Origin of the sequence: Vibrio sp. SSH13-20 (assembly GCF_040104475.1) — a bacterium.
GTDB lineage: Bacteria > Pseudomonadota > Gammaproteobacteria > Enterobacterales > Vibrionaceae > Vibrio > Vibrio harveyi.
This window is the reverse complement of the sequence record NZ_JBECOU010000001.1, coordinates 296,874-313,825: the sequence shown is the minus strand read 5'-3', so window position 1 is coordinate 313,825 and position 16,952 is coordinate 296,874. Positions and strand designations below refer to the sequence as shown.

15 protein-coding genes are annotated in these 16,952 nt (G+C 44.0%); 7 read left to right on the top strand and 8 right to left on the bottom strand.

The window, feature by feature from the left end; all coding sequences use genetic code 11:
- The first annotated feature begins 162 nt into the window (after positions 1–162).
- From norR to ABMY42_RS01500, 3 genes are all read left to right on the top strand, one after another.
- Entirely contained in the window at positions 163–1,695 is a 1,533-nt protein-coding gene (gene norR / locus ABMY42_RS01510; protein WP_050935311.1) for a nitric oxide reductase transcriptional regulator NorR, read from the top strand.
- Between the two features lie 98 nt (positions 1,696–1,793).
- Positions 1,794–2,441: an HAD family phosphatase gene (locus tag ABMY42_RS01505; protein ID WP_005451350.1), complete on the top strand. Its 648-nt coding sequence runs from the start codon at positions 1,794–1,796 to the stop codon at positions 2,439–2,441.
- A 156-nt stretch (positions 2,442–2,597) separates the two neighbouring features.
- A complete protein-coding gene (locus ABMY42_RS01500; protein WP_009700145.1) occupies positions 2,598–3,131 on the top strand; it encodes a cytochrome b in 534 nt (177 codons plus the stop codon).
- Between the two features lie 72 nt (positions 3,132–3,203).
- Here ABMY42_RS01500 and ABMY42_RS01495 read toward each other — a convergent pair whose 3' ends face one another.
- Both ABMY42_RS01495 and ABMY42_RS01490 read right to left on the bottom strand, forming a co-directional pair.
- Positions 3,204–4,118, bottom strand: coding sequence for a LysR family transcriptional regulator (locus ABMY42_RS01495; RefSeq protein WP_349265884.1), 915 nt, complete (start codon positions 4,116–4,118; stop codon positions 3,204–3,206).
- Positions 4,119–4,210: 92 nt separating this feature from the next.
- Positions 4,211–5,080: a helix-turn-helix domain-containing protein gene (locus ABMY42_RS01490; protein ID WP_349265883.1), complete on the bottom strand. Its 870-nt coding sequence runs from the start codon at positions 5,078–5,080 to the stop codon at positions 4,211–4,213.
- A gap of 124 nt (positions 5,081–5,204) precedes the next feature.
- Between ABMY42_RS01490 and ABMY42_RS01485 the strand changes: the two genes are divergently transcribed.
- Together ABMY42_RS01485 and ABMY42_RS01480 are read left to right on the top strand one after the other, a co-directional pair.
- Positions 5,205–6,353, top strand: a complete 1,149-nt coding sequence (locus tag ABMY42_RS01485) for a PLP-dependent aminotransferase family protein (RefSeq protein ID WP_009699691.1) — start codon at positions 5,205–5,207, stop codon at positions 6,351–6,353.
- A 437-nt stretch (positions 6,354–6,790) separates the two neighbouring features.
- Positions 6,791–7,840 (top strand): hypothetical protein, encoded by a 1,050-nt coding sequence (locus ABMY42_RS01480; protein WP_349265882.1) that lies wholly within the window; start codon positions 6,791–6,793, stop codon positions 7,838–7,840.
- Between the two features lie 54 nt (positions 7,841–7,894).
- Here ABMY42_RS01480 and ABMY42_RS01475 read toward each other — a convergent pair whose 3' ends face one another.
- A complete protein-coding gene (locus ABMY42_RS01475) occupies positions 7,895–8,221 on the bottom strand; it encodes a DUF4156 domain-containing protein (RefSeq protein WP_272760357.1) in 327 nt (108 codons plus the stop codon).
- A gap of 79 nt (positions 8,222–8,300) precedes the next feature.
- Positions 8,301–8,765, bottom strand: a complete 465-nt coding sequence (locus ABMY42_RS01470) for a hypothetical protein (RefSeq protein WP_272760356.1) — start codon at positions 8,763–8,765, stop codon at positions 8,301–8,303.
- Between the two features lie 238 nt (positions 8,766–9,003).
- Here ABMY42_RS01470 and ABMY42_RS01465 point away from each other — a divergent pair, with 238 nt between their 5' ends.
- Positions 9,004–9,711, top strand: coding sequence for a lipoate--protein ligase (locus ABMY42_RS01465; RefSeq protein ID WP_038899209.1), 708 nt, complete (start codon positions 9,004–9,006; stop codon positions 9,709–9,711).
- A gap of 68 nt (positions 9,712–9,779) precedes the next feature.
- Here the strand turns inward: ABMY42_RS01465 and ABMY42_RS01460 are convergent, their stop codons facing one another.
- The 3 genes from ABMY42_RS01460 to ABMY42_RS01450 are packed head-to-tail and all read right to left on the bottom strand — an operon-like array spanning position 9,780 to position 13,477.
- Complete coding sequence (locus ABMY42_RS01460; RefSeq protein WP_009697177.1) at positions 9,780–10,817, bottom strand: HlyD family efflux transporter periplasmic adaptor subunit; 1,038 nt, start codon at positions 10,815–10,817, stop codon at positions 9,780–9,782.
- Between the two features lies 1 nt (position 10,818).
- Complete coding sequence (locus tag ABMY42_RS01455) at positions 10,819–12,135, bottom strand: glycosyltransferase (RefSeq protein ID WP_272760355.1); 1,317 nt, start codon at positions 12,133–12,135, stop codon at positions 10,819–10,821.
- On the bottom strand, positions 12,122–13,477 hold the full coding sequence (locus tag ABMY42_RS01450) for a diguanylate cyclase (protein ID WP_272760354.1): 1,356 nt from the start codon (positions 13,475–13,477) through the stop codon (positions 12,122–12,124). The genes ABMY42_RS01455 and ABMY42_RS01450 overlap by 14 nt, the downstream gene beginning before the upstream one ends.
- A 901-nt stretch (positions 13,478–14,378) precedes the next feature.
- Here ABMY42_RS01450 and ABMY42_RS01445 point away from each other — a divergent pair.
- Positions 14,379–15,944, top strand: coding sequence for a DEAD/DEAH box helicase (locus tag ABMY42_RS01445; RefSeq protein WP_009701234.1), 1,566 nt, complete (start codon positions 14,379–14,381; stop codon positions 15,942–15,944).
- 66 nt (positions 15,945–16,010) lie between these two features.
- Here ABMY42_RS01445 and ABMY42_RS01440 read toward each other — a convergent pair whose 3' ends face one another.
- On the bottom strand, positions 16,011–16,880 hold the full coding sequence (locus ABMY42_RS01440; RefSeq protein ID WP_349266099.1) for a Vmh family MBL fold metallo-hydrolase: 870 nt from the start codon (positions 16,878–16,880) through the stop codon (positions 16,011–16,013).
- Positions 16,881–16,952 lie beyond the last annotated feature (72 nt).

The window sequence follows — 16,952 nt, the reverse complement described above, 5'->3', positions numbered from 1 at the left end:
AAGAAGAACTGACTTTTATAATGCATCGGGTATGCCAACTTTTTAATTTCTTTATTTTCAAAAAGTTAAAACAAAATCAACAATAATAACTGTCATTAAGACACAGTTGAAAATTGTCATTAAGACACTACAATAGTCATATTGACACAATTGGTATTGGTTATGACTTCTTTAATCGCGCAGTGGCTACACATCACACAAGACCTTAACTCAGCACTCACTCAGCAAGCTCGTTTTGATACGTTGTTAACCACGATTCGAGAGGTATTAAAGTGTGACTCTTCTGCCCTTCTTTTGTATGAAGATCAGCACTTTAAGCCATTAGCGATCAATGGTTTGGCAGAAGAAGTGCTGGGACGCCGTTTCTCCATTGAGCAGCACCCAAGGTTAGAAGCCATTGCCCGAGCTGGCGACATCGTGCGCTTTCCCTCTGACAGCGACTTACCTGATCCTTACGACGGCTTGATTCCAAACCACGATGACAAACTACATGTCCATTCCTGCATTGGTTTACCTTTGCTGATCGACGATCAGCTCATTGGTGCTATTACGATTGACGCCTTCGACCCCAACCAATTTGATGGGTTGCGTAACCAAGAATTACGTTTTGTTAGTGCATTAGCCGCAGGTGGCTTACATACAGCTCTACTGTTAGAGCAACTAGAAACTCAAGCGAGCCTGCCACGTGATTCTTACGCCGAGAAACGCACCTTGAGCAACGAAATCATTGGCAACTCTCAGGGGATGAAGAATCTTCAAGAACAAATAGATGCAGTCGCCGATACCGAGTTGTCTGTACTGATCATGGGTGAGACTGGCGTGGGTAAAGAGTTGGTCGCCAGTGCTATTCACCATCGCTCCAATCGTTCCAGCAATACCTTGGTTTACCTCAACTGTGCGGCTCTGCCTGAGTCCGTAGCAGAGAGCGAACTGTTTGGGCACATCAAAGGCGCATTTACGGGCGCAATCAGTAATCGTAAGGGTAAATTCGAACAAGCAGATGGCGGCACACTGTTTTTGGATGAAGTCGGTGAACTGTCATTAGAGCTACAAGCCAAGTTACTTCGAGCCCTACAATACGGCGACATCCAACGAGTGGGTGACGACCGTCATATCCGAGTCAATACACGCATTGTCGCCGCCACCAACCGTATTTTGCATGAAGAAGTCACCGCTGGGCGTTTTCGAGCCGACTTATATCACCGCCTAAGCGTCTTCCCACTTCATGTGCCACCTCTTCGCGAACGCGAGGATGATGTAGTGTTGCTAGCGGGCTTCTTTGCTGAACACTTGAGAAGTAAGCTCGGATTGAACAGCATTCGCTTGTCCCCTACGCTCGTTCACGCACTTAAGGATTATTCGTGGCCAGGCAACGTTCGAGAACTCGAACATGTCATCAAACGGGCTGGAGTTTTGGCAAAAGCACGCACCCATTCCATGGATATTGAGTTAGTCGAACAAGATTTTGATATTCGAACGCCGAATCAGAACATCAAGAACGTTGAAGAAACGAAACAAAACTCTCGCTTAGAGCTGCCAGAAGGCGGATTAAAACCAGCCACAGACGCATTCCAAAAAGCGATGATTGTTCGATCACTGGAAGAGAACCAAGGTAACTGGGCAGCAACGGCACGTCAACTTGAGCTGGATAACGGCAATTTGCACCGTTTAGCAAAACGCTTAGGAATAAAATAAGGATTGAGTAAAAAGCGTGTGAGATGGTGGAATTCCACAAGAAAATCGTTTTCGCTTATGTCAAAATGCGCCATCTCAATCGACAAGTCCATAACGTAATGAATTTTCAAGCTGCTATTTTTGACATGGATGGTTTACTCCTCGATACGGAACGTGTGTGCATGCGCATTTTCCAAGAAGCGTGTGAAGCACAAAACCTCCCATTCTATAAAGACGTTTACCTTTCAATCATTGGTCGCAATGCAGCCGGCATTGAAGTAATTTTCCGCAAAGCTTATGGGGATGATCTTGACCGCTTACACAAAGAGTGGCGCGACCGATACGATGCGGTAGTTAAACACCAAGCCATTCCGGTCAAAGAAGGAGTGATTGAGCTACTTGAATGGTTGAAAGAGCAAGGGTTACCCATTGCTGTTGCCACTTCTACAGCAAAAGAAGTGGCGAAAAAGAAGTTGGAATTGGCAGGTTTGAGCCAGTATTTCGACAACTTAACTACCGGCTGTGAAGTTTCACACGGTAAACCCGATCCAGAAATTTATTTGCTTGCGGCAAGTCGTTTAGACATAGAACCAACCAAATGTCTCGCCTTTGAAGATTCAAATAATGGCGTTCGTGCTGCTGTTGCTGCCAACATGGTAACTTTCCAAATCCCAGACCTCGTTGAACCTTGTGAAGAAGTGCGTGGATTTGGTCATGCGATCGTTCCTTCACTGCACCACGCTCTCGCTGAGTTAAAACAAGACTAAGCAATTTTTGCTCATTGAAATGACTCAAAACGCTCCAACTTTCGGAGCGTTTTTTGTGAACAAAATTTACCCAACTTTACACTGGCATGTGTAGTTCTATTCACAACATTAATGGATAATCGTTCGCATAACCACAAAGAAAAAGAGGATTATCATATGCTCAACAAAACGCCTTTAACTTGGCAAACTATCGCTTTGCACTGGGTAACTGGACTCGCTTTTATAGGTGTGTTCGCACTTGGTTTATACATGGTGGATTTACCACGCAGCCCAGTAAAATTCGAATGGTACGGGATTCATAAATCGCTAGGCGCTATCCTTTTAGTTATCGCTCTTGCTCGTCTAGTGTGGCGCTTAAAAGAAGGCGCTCTACCACCAGCTTCTGAGATGCCAGCATGGCAAGACAAAGCAGCCAAGGCAGTCCACGGTATTCTACTGTTAGCCACCTTAGCAATGCCTATCTCTGGTATTGCTATGAGTGCTGGCGGTGGTCGAGCTGTTGATATTTTCGGGTGGGTGATCATCGCAGAAGGTGCAGAAACACCTTGGCTGCAAGAGCTTGGCTCAACGATTCATCACTCTGCGGTAGAAGTGCTCATCTTAGTGTTTGTTTTGCACGTTGCTGGCGCTATCAAACACCAAGTGATCGATAAGGATGGCACCATCTCACGTATGCTTGGTCGCAGCTAATCTTCTTAACTTTATAAGAAAAAACGCCACTTAATACGAATTAAGTGGCGTTTCCATTGAATATTATTCAGGCTACTTTTGCTGTTCTGCCAGTTCAAGCTCCCAATAAGGCGGTTGACCGTAATACTCCGCGAAATAGTCAATAAACGCTCTAACTTTAGGGGCGATCAGGCGAGAGCTCGGGTAGACCGCCCAGATACTTGCATTCATCACTAATGGATAGTCTTGTAATATTTCGACTAACTCGCCTTTTTGTAACTGTTTGTATACGCTCCAAATCGAGTTAATTGAAATCCCAAGCCCATCAATGCAAGCATCACGCATTGCATCACCATTGTCGGTTCTAAAGCTGCCAGAAGCGCGCATCGAGTACTGCCCTTCTGGGGTTTCAAATACCCAGTTCTCCAAACCAGCCAAAGTCACACATTCATGATTTACAAGCTCTTCTGGCGATTGAGGTGCGCCATGCTGCGCCAAATACTCCGGTGACGCGACAACAATACGACGATCTGGAGCAAGTTTGCGTGCCACTAGAGACGAGTCTTTCAGCTCGGCAAGGCGAACAGCAACATCGAAGCCACCTTCCACCATGTCGATAATCGAATCGGAGAAGCGAAAATCAATGGTCAGCTCTGGGTACTTTGCCATAAACCCTTTAAGTGCTGGCACTAAATGCAAGCGCCCAAAAGATGCAGATGCGGTGACTCGTAACGTCCCTGTTGGCGCCTTGTGACCAACACCTACAGCACCTCGTGCCGCTTCAACCGTTGCCAACACTTCCTCAGCATGAGGTAAGAATGCCTGCCCCTCTTCTGTTAACGAAACCTTGCGCGTGGTTCGATGTACAAGGCGCACGCCCAAACCTTCTTCCAATTTATTAATATGGGCACTAGCAACCGCAGGAGATAATCCCAGCTCTTGTCCCGCCATACTGATATTGTGGGTCGATGCTAAACGAACGAAAAGTTTTAGATGTTCTATGTTCATTTCATTTTCAACTTATTCTATAAAGTCTGAGGTTATTAATGGCTATTTTCTTCCCACACAATAGTAAAGCAATCAATTTGAAGCAAAGACTTTTAGAAGAAACTGATAGGTAAATAGAAATCTAACTCGAAGACTTCTTCGTGATTAAGAAAATGGTTTTTATGATAGTACACATAAGCAGGTGTCGAACGTTGCTTAAAACCAGAGTTAGGTAACCACTTTTCCAATACCATGCTGATTTGCGGCAAAAGCTCACCATAGACGCCTGTTAATCGGAACACCGCGTGTAAGCCACCTGGAATGGTCATTTGATTCACCACACCACGGTATTTAAGCGGTTTATCAATCGCCATGCACGCGACATAGCGACACTTATCCAGCTCTACCCAAGCAGGGTTGGAATGGTGCAAACCATATTGAGTAGAGAAATCACGCTGCTCAGAGTTCGCCCACGCTTTCAGCACCAGCCACGCATTACGAATCGAACGGTTGTAACCTTCATGGCGAACGTACGCAGCAAAGCGTTGTGGAACTTCAATAATCTTTGGCTCTGGTAGAGTGCGCTTTGCGACTCGATGATACCCTGCTGCCACTTCCGGATCCTTCAAATACGGCTTTTCTGCCACATGAAGGTCATGCTTACGCCATGCTCCTGGAGACAATTCAAACGTCGCTTTAAAAGCACGACTAAAAGACGACGCTGAGCTGAAACCACACTTATTAGCAATTTCCAATACTGACGATTTAGTATCAAACATCAACTGATTTGCTGCGTATTCCATTCGCGTACGACGTATGTATTGATGAATAGACTCACCTACTACATCTTTAAATATACGGTGGAAGTGCTGTTCAGAATACGCCGCTACATCAGCTAGCTCTTTGGCGGATAATTCTCTACTGATGTCTTGATGAATATAGAACAGCACGTCATTGATTCTGGAAACCTGTTGCTGGCTCATAACTTATCGCTTTACTGAAATAGCATAAATGGACATGTTTAACAGCATAAATGGACACACCTTAGTTAGCAAATCCCATGTACTATCTTTCACATAAAATTAAAAAATACGAGAAACACAACACATGGAAATCGCACAGTCACTGCAACAAGTAAAGTCATCGTACATTCGAGAGATCCTCGCTGCCGCTAGCGATAAAAACGTCATCTCACTTGCTGGTGGTTTGCCAGATGAAAAAACCTTTCCTATCGAGCTGATGAAGCCAACATTAGAGAACTTGGCAAACATGCCTGAAGTTTTCCAATACGGTTCAACGGCAGGCTATGGACCACTACTAAACTTCCTAAACGGTTACTTCAAACTGCCTGAAACACATACTGCGATGATCACTACTGGCTCCCAACAAGGTTTGGATTTGATCGCACGTGCTTACGTGAATCCAGGTGACAAAGTCGTGATGGAAGCGCCAAGTTACTTGGGTGCCATGCAGGTGTTTGGTTTGGTTCAAGCAAACATCGTTACCGTTTCTCAAACAGAATTTGGTCCAAACCTTGATGAGCTGGAGCAATGCTTCGCTAAGCAACAACCGAAGATGTTCTACGCCGTGCCAGATTTCCATAACCCAACAGGTGTTTGCTGGGCACTGGAAACACGCCAAAAGGTTGCGGAGCTTTGTATTCAATACAACGTGGCTTTCATTGAAGATGCACCATACCGCGAGTTACGCTTCTCTGGTGAAGCTCTGCCCTTGGTATCTGACTTCTGCCCACAAAACTCTATCGTGTTGCGTTCTTTCTCTAAGATCGCTTCTCCGGGTTTACGAATCGGTGTTGTAACGGGTAAAACCAGCTACCTAGAGCCACTGATTAAAATCAAACAGGGTGCAGACCTGCATTCTAGCGTGCCTATGCAAGCCCTGTTGCACGGTCTATTGCAACACGATAACTTTGCAACCCACATCTCTACTATTTGTGAGCTATATAAATCGCGCTACGACGTGATGTATGCAGAATTAGAAAAACAGCTTCCGACAAGTTGTGTATTGAAACCGGTTGATGGCGGTATGTTCGTATGGGTGGAGATTCCAGAGTGCGATACGTTTGAGCTAGCGAAGTCATTGCTTGCGAACGGTGTAGCTGTCGTACCGAGCCCAGTGTTCTACCCAGAAGGTTCAGAAGTAAAAGCAGCGCTTCGCTTGAACTTCACCAACGCAACACCTGATGAACTCAGAGTTGCCGTAACCCGTTTAGCTGATGTACTGAAGGCGCTGTAATCCGAATTCCCCTTTAGAATCCAATCACCTGCCTTTGGGATGCGAATTAAGTCCCAAAGGCAGCAGTATAAAAAGTTCCCTAAAAAATTTATTTTTTTCTCTCAAAATCAACTCTCTAGCTTAAGTGTCTGTTTTCGCTTGATCCTCGCACTATCGCAAAAAATAGATCTCGATCACGTATTTGAAGCTTGGAAAAGTTACGTCTATCTTTCAGAAAAAAGACATCGCCCTTGCAGCATCATCTGCGAATTCAAACACTTTTGATCGTGATGGCTTATCACCATCGAAAGTCGAGCTGACACCATCAGCAATGTCGTCTTGTGAAGATGAACGTGGTGAGGACGCAATTACAACCATTCTGAATGTCGCTATACCAATCCGCGATTGGTCTTATACACGTCGGCTTAGCGCATCATATTACAGAGGGGTTTATCAGGATGAACAATCGACCATCGAAAGGACTCGTCGTCACGGGCTTGTCCGCCATGCTTTCTCTCGCAGCCATACAAACAGCGCATGCGGGCAATTCACCAAACTGTAGCGACGTACTAGCGGGTAACAAGACCGCCGCTTCTCAGAAAATGACGATATTGCTGGGTGAAGACATCACCAAATCAAATCTAATCACTACTGTTGTCCCAGCAAAAAATAATCCGTTTGTGACCGAAGAGCTTGTCTCTGTCTCTAACAATGTTTCACCAAATGGACCGTTATCCAAGCAGTCATTAGAAGAAATCAAGCAAGTACGAGAAAACATCGAAAAAGCAGGCGTAGAAGTGAGTAAGCTTCAAGGGACTTTTGAAGTAGCGTTTGTGAGCCTTATTGACGGGCACTGCCAGTTCTCAACCAACCAACTCACTACGCATGCAAAAATCGATTTTGACCATTTAGAGGGGTTAACTGCATTTTCAATACCAGCTCTGCTAACAATGGTCGATAAGTCTTATTCGATGGCAGAAAAACGTATTGCTGAAGAAGAAGCGAAGCTCGCAGAAGAAAAGGCGCGCCAAGAAGAAGTAGAACGTGAGAAAGAAAGACAGCAAGAGTTAGCGGCAGCCGCAGCAGCAGCTCGCTATCAAGACCCAAATGTTTTGGTTAAAGTTGAAAAGTTCGATGGCTCCAATGTGACCTTCTCTGTTACTAACCTATCCGCTGATGGTGAACTACAACCAAACTTCAATACGTTTAGAGCATACCAAACAGACAAAGGTGAACTTATCTACAAATCAGAATCCTTATTGAGCTTAGTGGACAGCGAGGGAAATGGTCTAACAACCGTGGGAATCGCTGAACTCGGTCCAGAAAGTGGAACTGATCTGGTGATTGCTCCGGGAGAAACACGCACTTTCATTACCAGTATCGAGTCGGAAGTCGCATCCGAAATGAAGCTTAGCCTGGAATTTCCTGCGAAAGTGTTGAATACCGGCGAAGCATTCTCGGTGTCATTTACTGATGCGGTCGCCATGGCAACGGCGGGCTTGAATTAGATAGCAAAATTGACGATTACACAAAAACAAAAGCAGACCTCAGGTCTGCTTTTATTAGTTCTGGCATTTATACGCGTTAGCGAACATTGTCACTGAGCTCGAAAAATCAAGCGGTTGGTACAAATAAAGAGTGTCACCCCCCAGTTCAGCAGCTTTGATACGCATTTGGTTCAGCGTTCCCCAAACCATATCTTTGTCCGCATGCAACCAGTAGTCATAGAAGTGACCTTCTGAACCGATCACTGTACCTAAATGTTGGCAGTTCGCGATTGCGTTTGCGTCATCCCAAATCACTTTTACTTGTTCAGATTCTTGTGTTGGGAACGTCACACAGCCAGTTAATAACGCTGCTAATGCTGCACCAGTCATTAACTTTTTCATAATTTCATCGCCTTAGAATTAAATCGTCTGCGGATTCTATTTATCGTTTAGACAATGACCAACAAATTATTTTTATGCTTTACATAACCGCTCGTTTAGGAGCTTTCTTAGGCTTCTTTAATGCACGCGCATCGCGAATGTTCAGCGTCATCAATGTTAGGTTCGTGAAACCAGCAAGCAACTCAACCAACTGAACAACATAGAAGGTCGTATCAAACTGATTACTTGCGGCTAAATGCTGCAAATAAATCGCCGCCGGAACCAAAATCAAGATGCCGTTCATCGCAACGAAAGGCATACGCTTTTTCTTTGCCGCTAGAGGTTCTTTTTTCACATTCGGAGCCATCTTTGATCCGGTTATGCCGGCTGCTGCCATAAGAGGGACAACTGCCCAAATCGCGTACGAGATATAAGTTTTAACCGCCAAAATTGTGTGATGATCACCAAACAACTCAACCGCGACTGTACTGGTGAAAAAGCTCATGATGAGCAGGTATGCACTAATAGAGGTGATTCGATGAGCAAAGCTGAGTGTCTTTTTCATAGCGATATTCTCTTTTCATGTTGTTGGGATTCACGGTACAAAAAAGATTACATAACAATCATTGCATACGCAACACTTGCACCCAAAATAAAATCATTAAAATTTAGCTTAATTAAATGGATTTTTATTAAGTTTATGTTTTAGTTAATAATTTAATAGAAAACATAAATAACTAGGCGATTTGCTTTTTGACCAAATTAGAGTAAAACAGAGGAGTAAGCGGCAAGAGGGACTGAATTTGACTTCGAAAAACAAACTGATCCGTTACCAATCTAAAGAAGTAGCTGACGTATTCAGCAAAGAAGACGAGTTAATCAAGCTTGTTCAATCTGGTCAACTTTCTCAAGTATTACTGTTGTGGCAAGTCAAAAGCCCTACGCTAGTGCTTCCAGCAGGTAAGAAGTGGACAATTTCAGAGCAACTAGAACAAGGTCTAGCAGACTCAGGTTGGAGGCTGTTTTCACGTAAAACCGGCGGTGCACCAGTTCCACAGGTTCCGGGGATCATAAACCTCTCTCATATCTACCACTGGCCTGAAGGTCAACCTTACGACATTAAAAAAGCGTATCTCGACTTATGTTCCGTACTCGCCGTGTTTTTTAAACAATTAGGTGTCAAAGTTGATGTGCACGCTACGCCAAACTCCTATTGTGATGGCGAATACAACTTAAATATTGATGGGAAAAAAGTGGTTGGGACAGCACAACGTGTCTTACTGAAAAAAGGCGGAGGACAAGTAGTGCTCTCTCAAGCCTGTATTCTCATAGATGCTGACGTAGAAAAAATCGTTGAACCAGTAAAGCTATGTAATCGCCTTTGCGGGCATAACGATGATATTCGTGGCGACGTTCATACTCCCCTATTCGACCATATAGAACAAAAACTAAGTGTTGATACGTTGTTTCAAACGCTGACTCAAGCGTTTTTGGATCACGCGAAGCGTTGAGTCTATTCGCGATATTCATCAAAAAAGGGAGCATTTGCTCCCTTTTATCATTTATTAAACTCATTAAGTTAAAAACGAACTTCCACTTCAACGCCCTCAATCCATCTCGTTTGCTCTACGGGTTCGTCAAAAGATAATGTGACTTTCAGGTACGCTGGTTGACCCTCAAATGGGCTTTGCAGCTCTTGGGGTAGCTTGTTAACCACTTCAACCGGCCTTGAAACTGTCGCAGATAACTTTTTACCGTCAGGGAAGATGACCTTCGCTTTGGTTCCTTTTTGGCTGTAATCCAGATACTTAGGATTTAAAAATGCGGTAATGTCCGGTGTTACGTTCTGAGCTACCGTCAATAATGGTGCATTCTCTGTAACGCGCTGACCTTCATGAACATGAATATCCAAAACTCGACCACTAAACGGTGCTCTAAACGTCAAGCTCTCTTGTTGGGCACGCTTTACGACAAGCTCTTGCATTAACGCTCGATACTGCTGTGCAACCGGCCCCGCCAATGCCAATTGCTCTCTATCACGTTTGGCATTGATGTAAGCTATTTCTTGGTCGCTCAATTGGCTATCAATGGCATTGCTCACGTTAACTACCGCAGCGTAATCCACTTCTGACACCTGACCTTTCTTTCTAAATTGGTCGTACTTTTGCTGAATTTGTTGCACCTTAGCGAGGCTTGTTTTGGTACTGGCTATCGCTTGCTGGTACAACTCATCAGTACTTTGAACCTTGTTATTGGACAACGAAACCAACTCTTTTTGTAAAAACTCCACTTCTTTGTTTAACGCACTATCTGCCAATAGAATTAAAGACTGCCCCTTGCCTACCTCGTCACCGACATTCGCCGGAATCGGTCCAACAATTGCGGCTTGAGTCGCCGTTATCGTTAATGGATAAGAGGTCACGATACCGGGCGCAGTCACTAGAATCTGCGTCTTAAACAAGTAATAAGCCATAAATAACAGTGGGCTAATGACAATTGCCAAAATCAGATACCAACGAAGTCGATAACCACCACGCTTCGCCTGACCGTAGGCGACTTTCATGCCACTCTCAGATTGTGGCTTGTTCTTTTTATCTAAGTGAAAGTTAACTTTCATACTAAAACTTTTTGCCTCGTTTCAATACCCACCAAGGTGCCATGCTAGATTCTTCGTGACTGCGTCTTACTACCTCATTCACCATCGAAAACGCCGTTATTAGACGCATGAAAAACTGATAAACGGGGTATAGAAATAGCCATTTCGTAAATTTTAAGTCTTCTTTTCTTCTCTCAGACACCAGCCCGATATAAACAATAAATATAATTAAAGAGAGAAATAAATACGTTAAGTACAGCAACAGCATTAATGCTAAAACAAATTTAAGCGGATACGCTATAAGCATATACACGGTAAAAATAACAACTAACAAAGGTAATAAGACGTTTTGAACCACACCATAAGCGAGAGTAAATAGAAAATTACCCCACCCCAAAAGAGATGGTGATAATCCTTCATTGTGCTTACGCAAAAATAGGAAAAGCAAATCGCCATCCCACCTTAAACGCTGCATAACTAGCCCTTTTAAGGTATCTGGAACATCGGTATGCCCAATCGCATGTGTGGCAAAAGCTAATTTATTGTTTGGATAGCGTCGCTTATATTGTTTTAAACGCATGGTTAGATCCAAATCTTCTGCAGTATGCGTATCCCAGCCACCCACTTGTTTGAGTAAGTTTTTTCTAAAAGCCCCAAACGCACCTGAAATATTATTTAATACGCCCCATTCTGCCATCCCAGTTTTGCCTGCTTGCATGGACAACATGTATTCTAAGGACTGCATTTTTGTCAGAATATTGGCGTCATGATTTCTAACCCGTAACGCGCCTCCGCTTGCAATCACATCTTTCGATGTAAATTGTTTCATCATGGTAAACACCATGTCGTTATCAAAGGAGGTATCACCATCGACGTTAATCACGATCTCGCCCTGAGCAACAGATAAACCAGCATTAAGAGTCGACACTCGTCCGCCACGTTGCCACTTTGGAATAACCCGTACTTTGCGATTGCGGACGCCAGCGTGACGCAGTTCTCCGTTCAACGCCGCTTGGTAAGTATCTTGGTTCTGTACCGCGCCATCTACGACGGCGAGAATTTCTATGTGACCCGGATACACTTGTTCAACTAAAGTGTCGATGGTGATTCCAATCGCATCCCCTTCGCCATAACAAGTGATGACAAAACTGATCGATGGAAACTGCGTCAACTCAACGTCTTCCTGATCATACGACCATCGAAAAATGCCCGTTAATACCAACAGGTACAAGGGCAGTTCGATAATAATCATGACCGGGAATAGCAGTAGCCACAGCTCTTCATTGTGCAGCAGCATCCCGCGAAGATAATCAAGCAGAACAAGACTATCTTGCAGCATAAATATCACCAACCAGTGTTTCTAACCATACCGCTACGCCATCTTCAATACTTGCTTGAGGAAGTGCCCATGAGAAGACATTGAGTTCAAACTCTTCATCTTCAATTTGGCTTCCCAGTACCGAGAGTTTGTTCTGCAATACCGATAAGCTAGACGTTTCGGTATTCGGCATGAGCACCAGCAACACATCTTGCTTAAATTGGCAGCAGATATCCGTATCTCTGAATATCTCACTAAGACGCTTAGTCAGTTGATCCATCAAGGAGAAAAGCTTGGCGTCACCGTGCTGCTTTCCGTACTCATCTAAAGATGGAAGGTGTAACCCCAAAAGTAGGTGATGCTCTTTGTGGCGCATAGCGACTTTATTTAGCCACGCGAGTAAGTTCTGGAAGAAACTGTTCTCAACCTTACCTTTGATTGAGAGCTCAGGAGCTTGAGAGGACTTTCCGTGCTGGAATATGTATTCTCCTGCTTCACCTAAACGGTATTGGTACAGCTTGCGCACAACGAGATCATCAACCTTCATCTTCTCATCACAACTCAAGCATTGGCTCATCGTTGCTGCTTCAACAAAAAGATTAGAGCACAGATTACAAACGTGATTCTCTAGAGGGCGGTCGTAGTCCACACCAATGTGTCTTAGTTGCGTTAAACACTTTGGGCATTCCAACTTACCGCGGCGTTGAAATGACTGCTGCTCACCAACGTGACCACAAGTAAAGCAGTGGAGCGAACTCTGAGACTCAATGTCGATACTGCTGCATTGAGGGCAAACTTCAACGTAATTCAAGTGACCGCTGTTGCAATGCGTACAGACACGAATACGATCCATCAGTTGTTCACTTTCTAAAATATCTCGTGCTTTCTCGGACAACACGTAGCGATAGGTTGAGTAAATGTCAGGGTAAAACGCTTCTATCAGTGGATACGTATAAATTGCAGATGATTCAAGGCTTTTCATCGCCGTTAATCTGCGGTTTCTATTTATACCAAGCCAGCCAATCAGCGGATCTAAGGACGTCACCTGAGGTACCGATTCAAGGCGGCTTCGCGAGCTTTGCCATGCTTTATAGGACGTCGTTAAATCAAAAGTGCCATCAGTAACACATCGAGAATATGGTGTTTCAATAGTGGTGTAGACAGCCCAACTCCATCGCTCTTGCTGTTGGTAAAAAGCTTTGAGTATTCCTTCAAGTTGTTTTGGTTCCGAAGCGTTTACACAAAACATACCTCCCATACCAACAGGCAGTGCCTCTACCTCATTGATATACTCAACATTTTCCAGTTCGTATTCCGTTGGTTTATCCCCGAGCCAATAGAACTTTTCATTCTCAATTAACATGATTATTACTCACACAAATATTAGAACGACCTACTAATTAAAAATATAGAACCTTTACAGATCTTTTTTGAATAATTTAATCGACAGGAACGCAAAAATGCCTTGAACCCGAACCGTTTAATGACGTGGTCAGGTAAAACAGCAGTGAATTTATATAATTTTCAAATCAGGGCGTTACAGAGCGGTACTTTCACGCTGGCACGCCGAAGCAGTCAATTAATTGACAGAAAGAATAACGTTGAACTTATAATAAAGAAATGAGGATATATATTTTAAATTAATACGAAGAAACGAGAACATTAAGGAACCTTTATTAAGCAAGCTGAATATCATTTATCTATGTGGTTTATGATCGCTCTTATTACCACTATATCTATTTATTTTAATAGCCGTTTCGGCGTTCAGCATTTAAGCACAGCAATTGGTCTCATTGTTAAGACGATTATTTCTATTTTTTCATCTTCACTTTACACACATGAAATCAATTAGATTAATTCTTAATTTTCAATTACAAAGCGTCGTTTTATCGTTTGCTATATTTTTGCTTTATAAATAGAAAGATAATTTAATTTGCATAACCAAATATTATAAAATAAAAAAGACACCTTTAAATTAATAAGCAACAATTACATCTAGCAACAGCATTCATATCTATGAAATGTGTTGTTAAGCCTCCCTCCTCTATCATCACTACCAAAAATGCCAAAGGTATGAGAGCTCTTCTTCAACGCTCAAATCGCTTGATTAGCTCACTCAATTTCGAAATGAGATCTACCTCAAACATTTATCCATGACGGAAATAGTTGAAGCTAACGCCCAAAAGCCTCAGAATGTCGCACTTTTCGCGTCGCGCATAAAATCGACGCCTTGTTATCAAACTCGACAATTGAGAATCATACATATGGGTTTTACCTCGTTAGGTCTATCTGCTCCAATCCTTAAGGCTATTCAGGAAAAAGGCTACGACACCCCTTCGCCGATTCAGGCTCAAGCAATTCCTGCTGTTTTGGAAGGGAAAGACGTAATGGCAGCAGCACAGACTGGTACAGGTAAAACGGCGGGCTTTACGCTGCCAATTCTTGAACGTCTGTCAAACGGTCCACGCGTACGCGGCAACCACATCCGCGCATTGGTGCTGACACCAACTCGTGAGCTTGCTGCCCAGGTACAAGAAAACGTATTCATGTACAGCCGTCACCTACCTCTAACGAGTGCAGTGGTATTTGGTGGTGTGAAGATCAACCCACAAATGCTTCGCCTGCGTAAAGGTGCAGACGTATTGGTTGCAACACCAGGTCGCCTAATGGACCTATACAACCAAAATGCAGTGAAGTTCGACCAACTAGAAATGCTAGTACTGGACGAAGCAGACCGCATGCTTGACATGGGTTTCATTCGCGACATTCGCAAGATTCTTGAATTGCTACCGAAGCAACGTCAAAACCTATTGTTCTCTGCGACATTCTCAAACGAAATCCGTGAGCTTGCGAAAGGTCTGGTCAACAACCCTGTTGAGATTTCAGTTAACCCAGCAAACTCGACAGCACGCACCGTAGAACAATGCATCTACCCAGCAGACGTGAAGAAGAAAGCACCAATGCTGGTCAAGCTGATCAAAGATGGCGATTGGAAACAAGTATTGGTATTTACCAAAACCAAGCATGGCGCGAACCGCTTAGCCAAGTTCCTAATCGACCAAAAGATTACAGCAGCTGCAATTCACGGCAATAAGAGCCAAGGCGCACGTACTAAAGCTCTGGCTGACTTTAAATCTGGCGAAGTTCGCGTATTAGTCGCAACAGACATCGCTGCGCGCGGTATCGACATTCCTCAGCTTCCTCAAGTGGTTAACTTTGAGCTGCCAAAAGTAGCTGAAGACTACGTTCACCGTATCGGTCGTACCGGTCGTGCTGGTGAAGTGGGTAAAGCGATTTCTTTAGTATGCGCACTTGAAGCATCCGAGTTGTTTGCGATTGAACGTTTAATTCAACAACTGCTGCCTCGTAAAGAACTGGAAGGCTACGCACCAACTAACGTATTGCCAGAGTCGAAGCTTGATACTCGCCCTATCAAGCCAAAGAAACCGAAAAAGCCTAAGAAGCCAAAAGCAGAAGGTGAAAACGGTCAAACAGCTGAGAAGAAAAACAACGGCGGTAACAACAAATCAAAGCGTCGTTTCAACAGCGACAACAAAAATGGCAAGGGCGAAAACAAATCAGGCAAAGGCGGCGCTGGTAAGCCAAAAGGCAACCGTGATGGTCAAGCTCGCACAAACGACAAGCCAAGCGGTAACAAGCCTAATACGAACAAATCAGGCGCAAATAAAAATGGTAACGGTGGTAAACCATCAGGAAACCGCAAGCCTAACAGCGGTAAACCTGCGGGTGCAAAACCTTCAAACGGCAAACCGTCAGGCAACAAGCCATCAGGACAACGTCGCAAGCCACGTCCACAAGCAGCAAAATAATAAAAAACAGCCCCTCACGATGAGGGGCTGTTTTTTTTGGGCAGTATGGCGAATAGCAAGCTTAGATTAATGCCACTCCATTTCACCACTTAGCACTTTCGCGCCCAGTTCAAGATCACCTTCTGTCGCAGCAAACTGTGGGTACTTAGCCTTCATCGCTGCCGAAATCTCGCTTGATGATGGCTTGCTTGACTTTTCTAACGTCTGCTCGATGCCTGCGATGTAGTTTATGGTGAATTGAACACCTTCCACACCTTTCGGCATATCACCAAGGTAGTGTCCCGGAATCACGGTTTTTGGTTTCAGTGCTTTCATGCGCTCCAACGATTGAGACCATTGAGCACGCTCTTGTTTCGACTGAGTGTCCGCCATCCAAACATGAACACCACTGTAAACCGATACACCACCAAATACAGTTTTCTCCGCAGGCACCCAAAGGTAAGCATCATGAGTATTGATTTCTTTTACTTCAATGCGCTTACCTTCAAGCGTCAGAGTGGTGTCATTGAGTACAGTAGGGACAACAATTTTTGATGGCGCCCCCTCTTCCAAAATAGGTCCCCAGTACGCCAGTTTCGCGTCTTTTGTTCGTTCGATATGTTTAACAACCGCTTCGCTCGCAACCACTTTTACATCAGGGAATGCAGCAACAATAGGCTCTAAGCCAAAATAATAGTCTGGGTCACCGCTGCTAATGTAAATCATCGACAGCTCTTTGCCACTGTTTTTAATCTGTTCCACCAATTTTTTTCCGTCTTTGACGCTAAATTGTGCGTCAAACAACATCAGCTCTTTTTCACCAGAAACAAGCACAGAGCTTGCAGGAAAGATCGCATTTTCACCGGGGTTGTAGTGGGTAATCGTTAAGTCCGCAGCCGACACATAGTTCGATGCCGCTAGTGCTGTAATCAGTAGAGTAATTGAACGCTTATTCATCATCTTATTCCGTATTAGAGAACCAACTCATGCGGCTCGTTTAGTGTTGAGGTCATCTTATTTGATTGGTTT

What these genes read in the sequence shown, in the direction of transcription:
- norR (WP_050935311.1), top strand. Translation starts at nt 163, where the DNA reads ATGACTTCTTTAATCGCGCAGTGGCTACACATCACACAAGACCTTAAC.
- ABMY42_RS01460 (WP_009697177.1), bottom strand. Translation starts at nt 10,817, where the DNA reads ATGAAAGTTAACTTTCACTTAGATAAAAAGAACAAGCCACAATCTGAG.
- ABMY42_RS01500 (WP_009700145.1), top strand. Translation starts at nt 2,598, where the DNA reads ATGCTCAACAAAACGCCTTTAACTTGGCAAACTATCGCTTTGCACTGG.
- ABMY42_RS01470 (WP_272760356.1), bottom strand. Translation starts at nt 8,765, where the DNA reads ATGAAAAAGACACTCAGCTTTGCTCATCGAATCACCTCTATTAGTGCA.
- ABMY42_RS01485 (WP_009699691.1), top strand. Translation starts at nt 5,205, where the DNA reads ATGGAAATCGCACAGTCACTGCAACAAGTAAAGTCATCGTACATTCGA.
- ABMY42_RS01480 (WP_349265882.1), top strand. Translation starts at nt 6,791, where the DNA reads ATGAACAATCGACCATCGAAAGGACTCGTCGTCACGGGCTTGTCCGCC.
- ABMY42_RS01455 (WP_272760355.1), bottom strand. Translation starts at nt 12,135, where the DNA reads ATGCTGCAAGATAGTCTTGTTCTGCTTGATTATCTTCGCGGGATGCTG.
- ABMY42_RS01440 (WP_349266099.1), bottom strand. Translation starts at nt 16,880, where the DNA reads ATGAATAAGCGTTCAATTACTCTACTGATTACAGCACTAGCGGCATCG.
- ABMY42_RS01490 (WP_349265883.1), bottom strand. Translation starts at nt 5,080, where the DNA reads ATGAGCCAGCAACAGGTTTCCAGAATCAATGACGTGCTGTTCTATATT.
- ABMY42_RS01495 (WP_349265884.1), bottom strand. Translation starts at nt 4,118, where the DNA reads ATGAACATAGAACATCTAAAACTTTTCGTTCGTTTAGCATCGACCCAC.
- ABMY42_RS01475 (WP_272760357.1), bottom strand. Translation starts at nt 8,221, where the DNA reads ATGAAAAAGTTAATGACTGGTGCAGCATTAGCAGCGTTATTAACTGGC.
- ABMY42_RS01505 (WP_005451350.1), top strand. Translation starts at nt 1,794, where the DNA reads ATGAATTTTCAAGCTGCTATTTTTGACATGGATGGTTTACTCCTCGAT.
- ABMY42_RS01450 (WP_272760354.1), bottom strand. Translation starts at nt 13,477, where the DNA reads ATGTTAATTGAGAATGAAAAGTTCTATTGGCTCGGGGATAAACCAACG.
- ABMY42_RS01445 (WP_009701234.1), top strand. Translation starts at nt 14,379, where the DNA reads ATGGGTTTTACCTCGTTAGGTCTATCTGCTCCAATCCTTAAGGCTATT.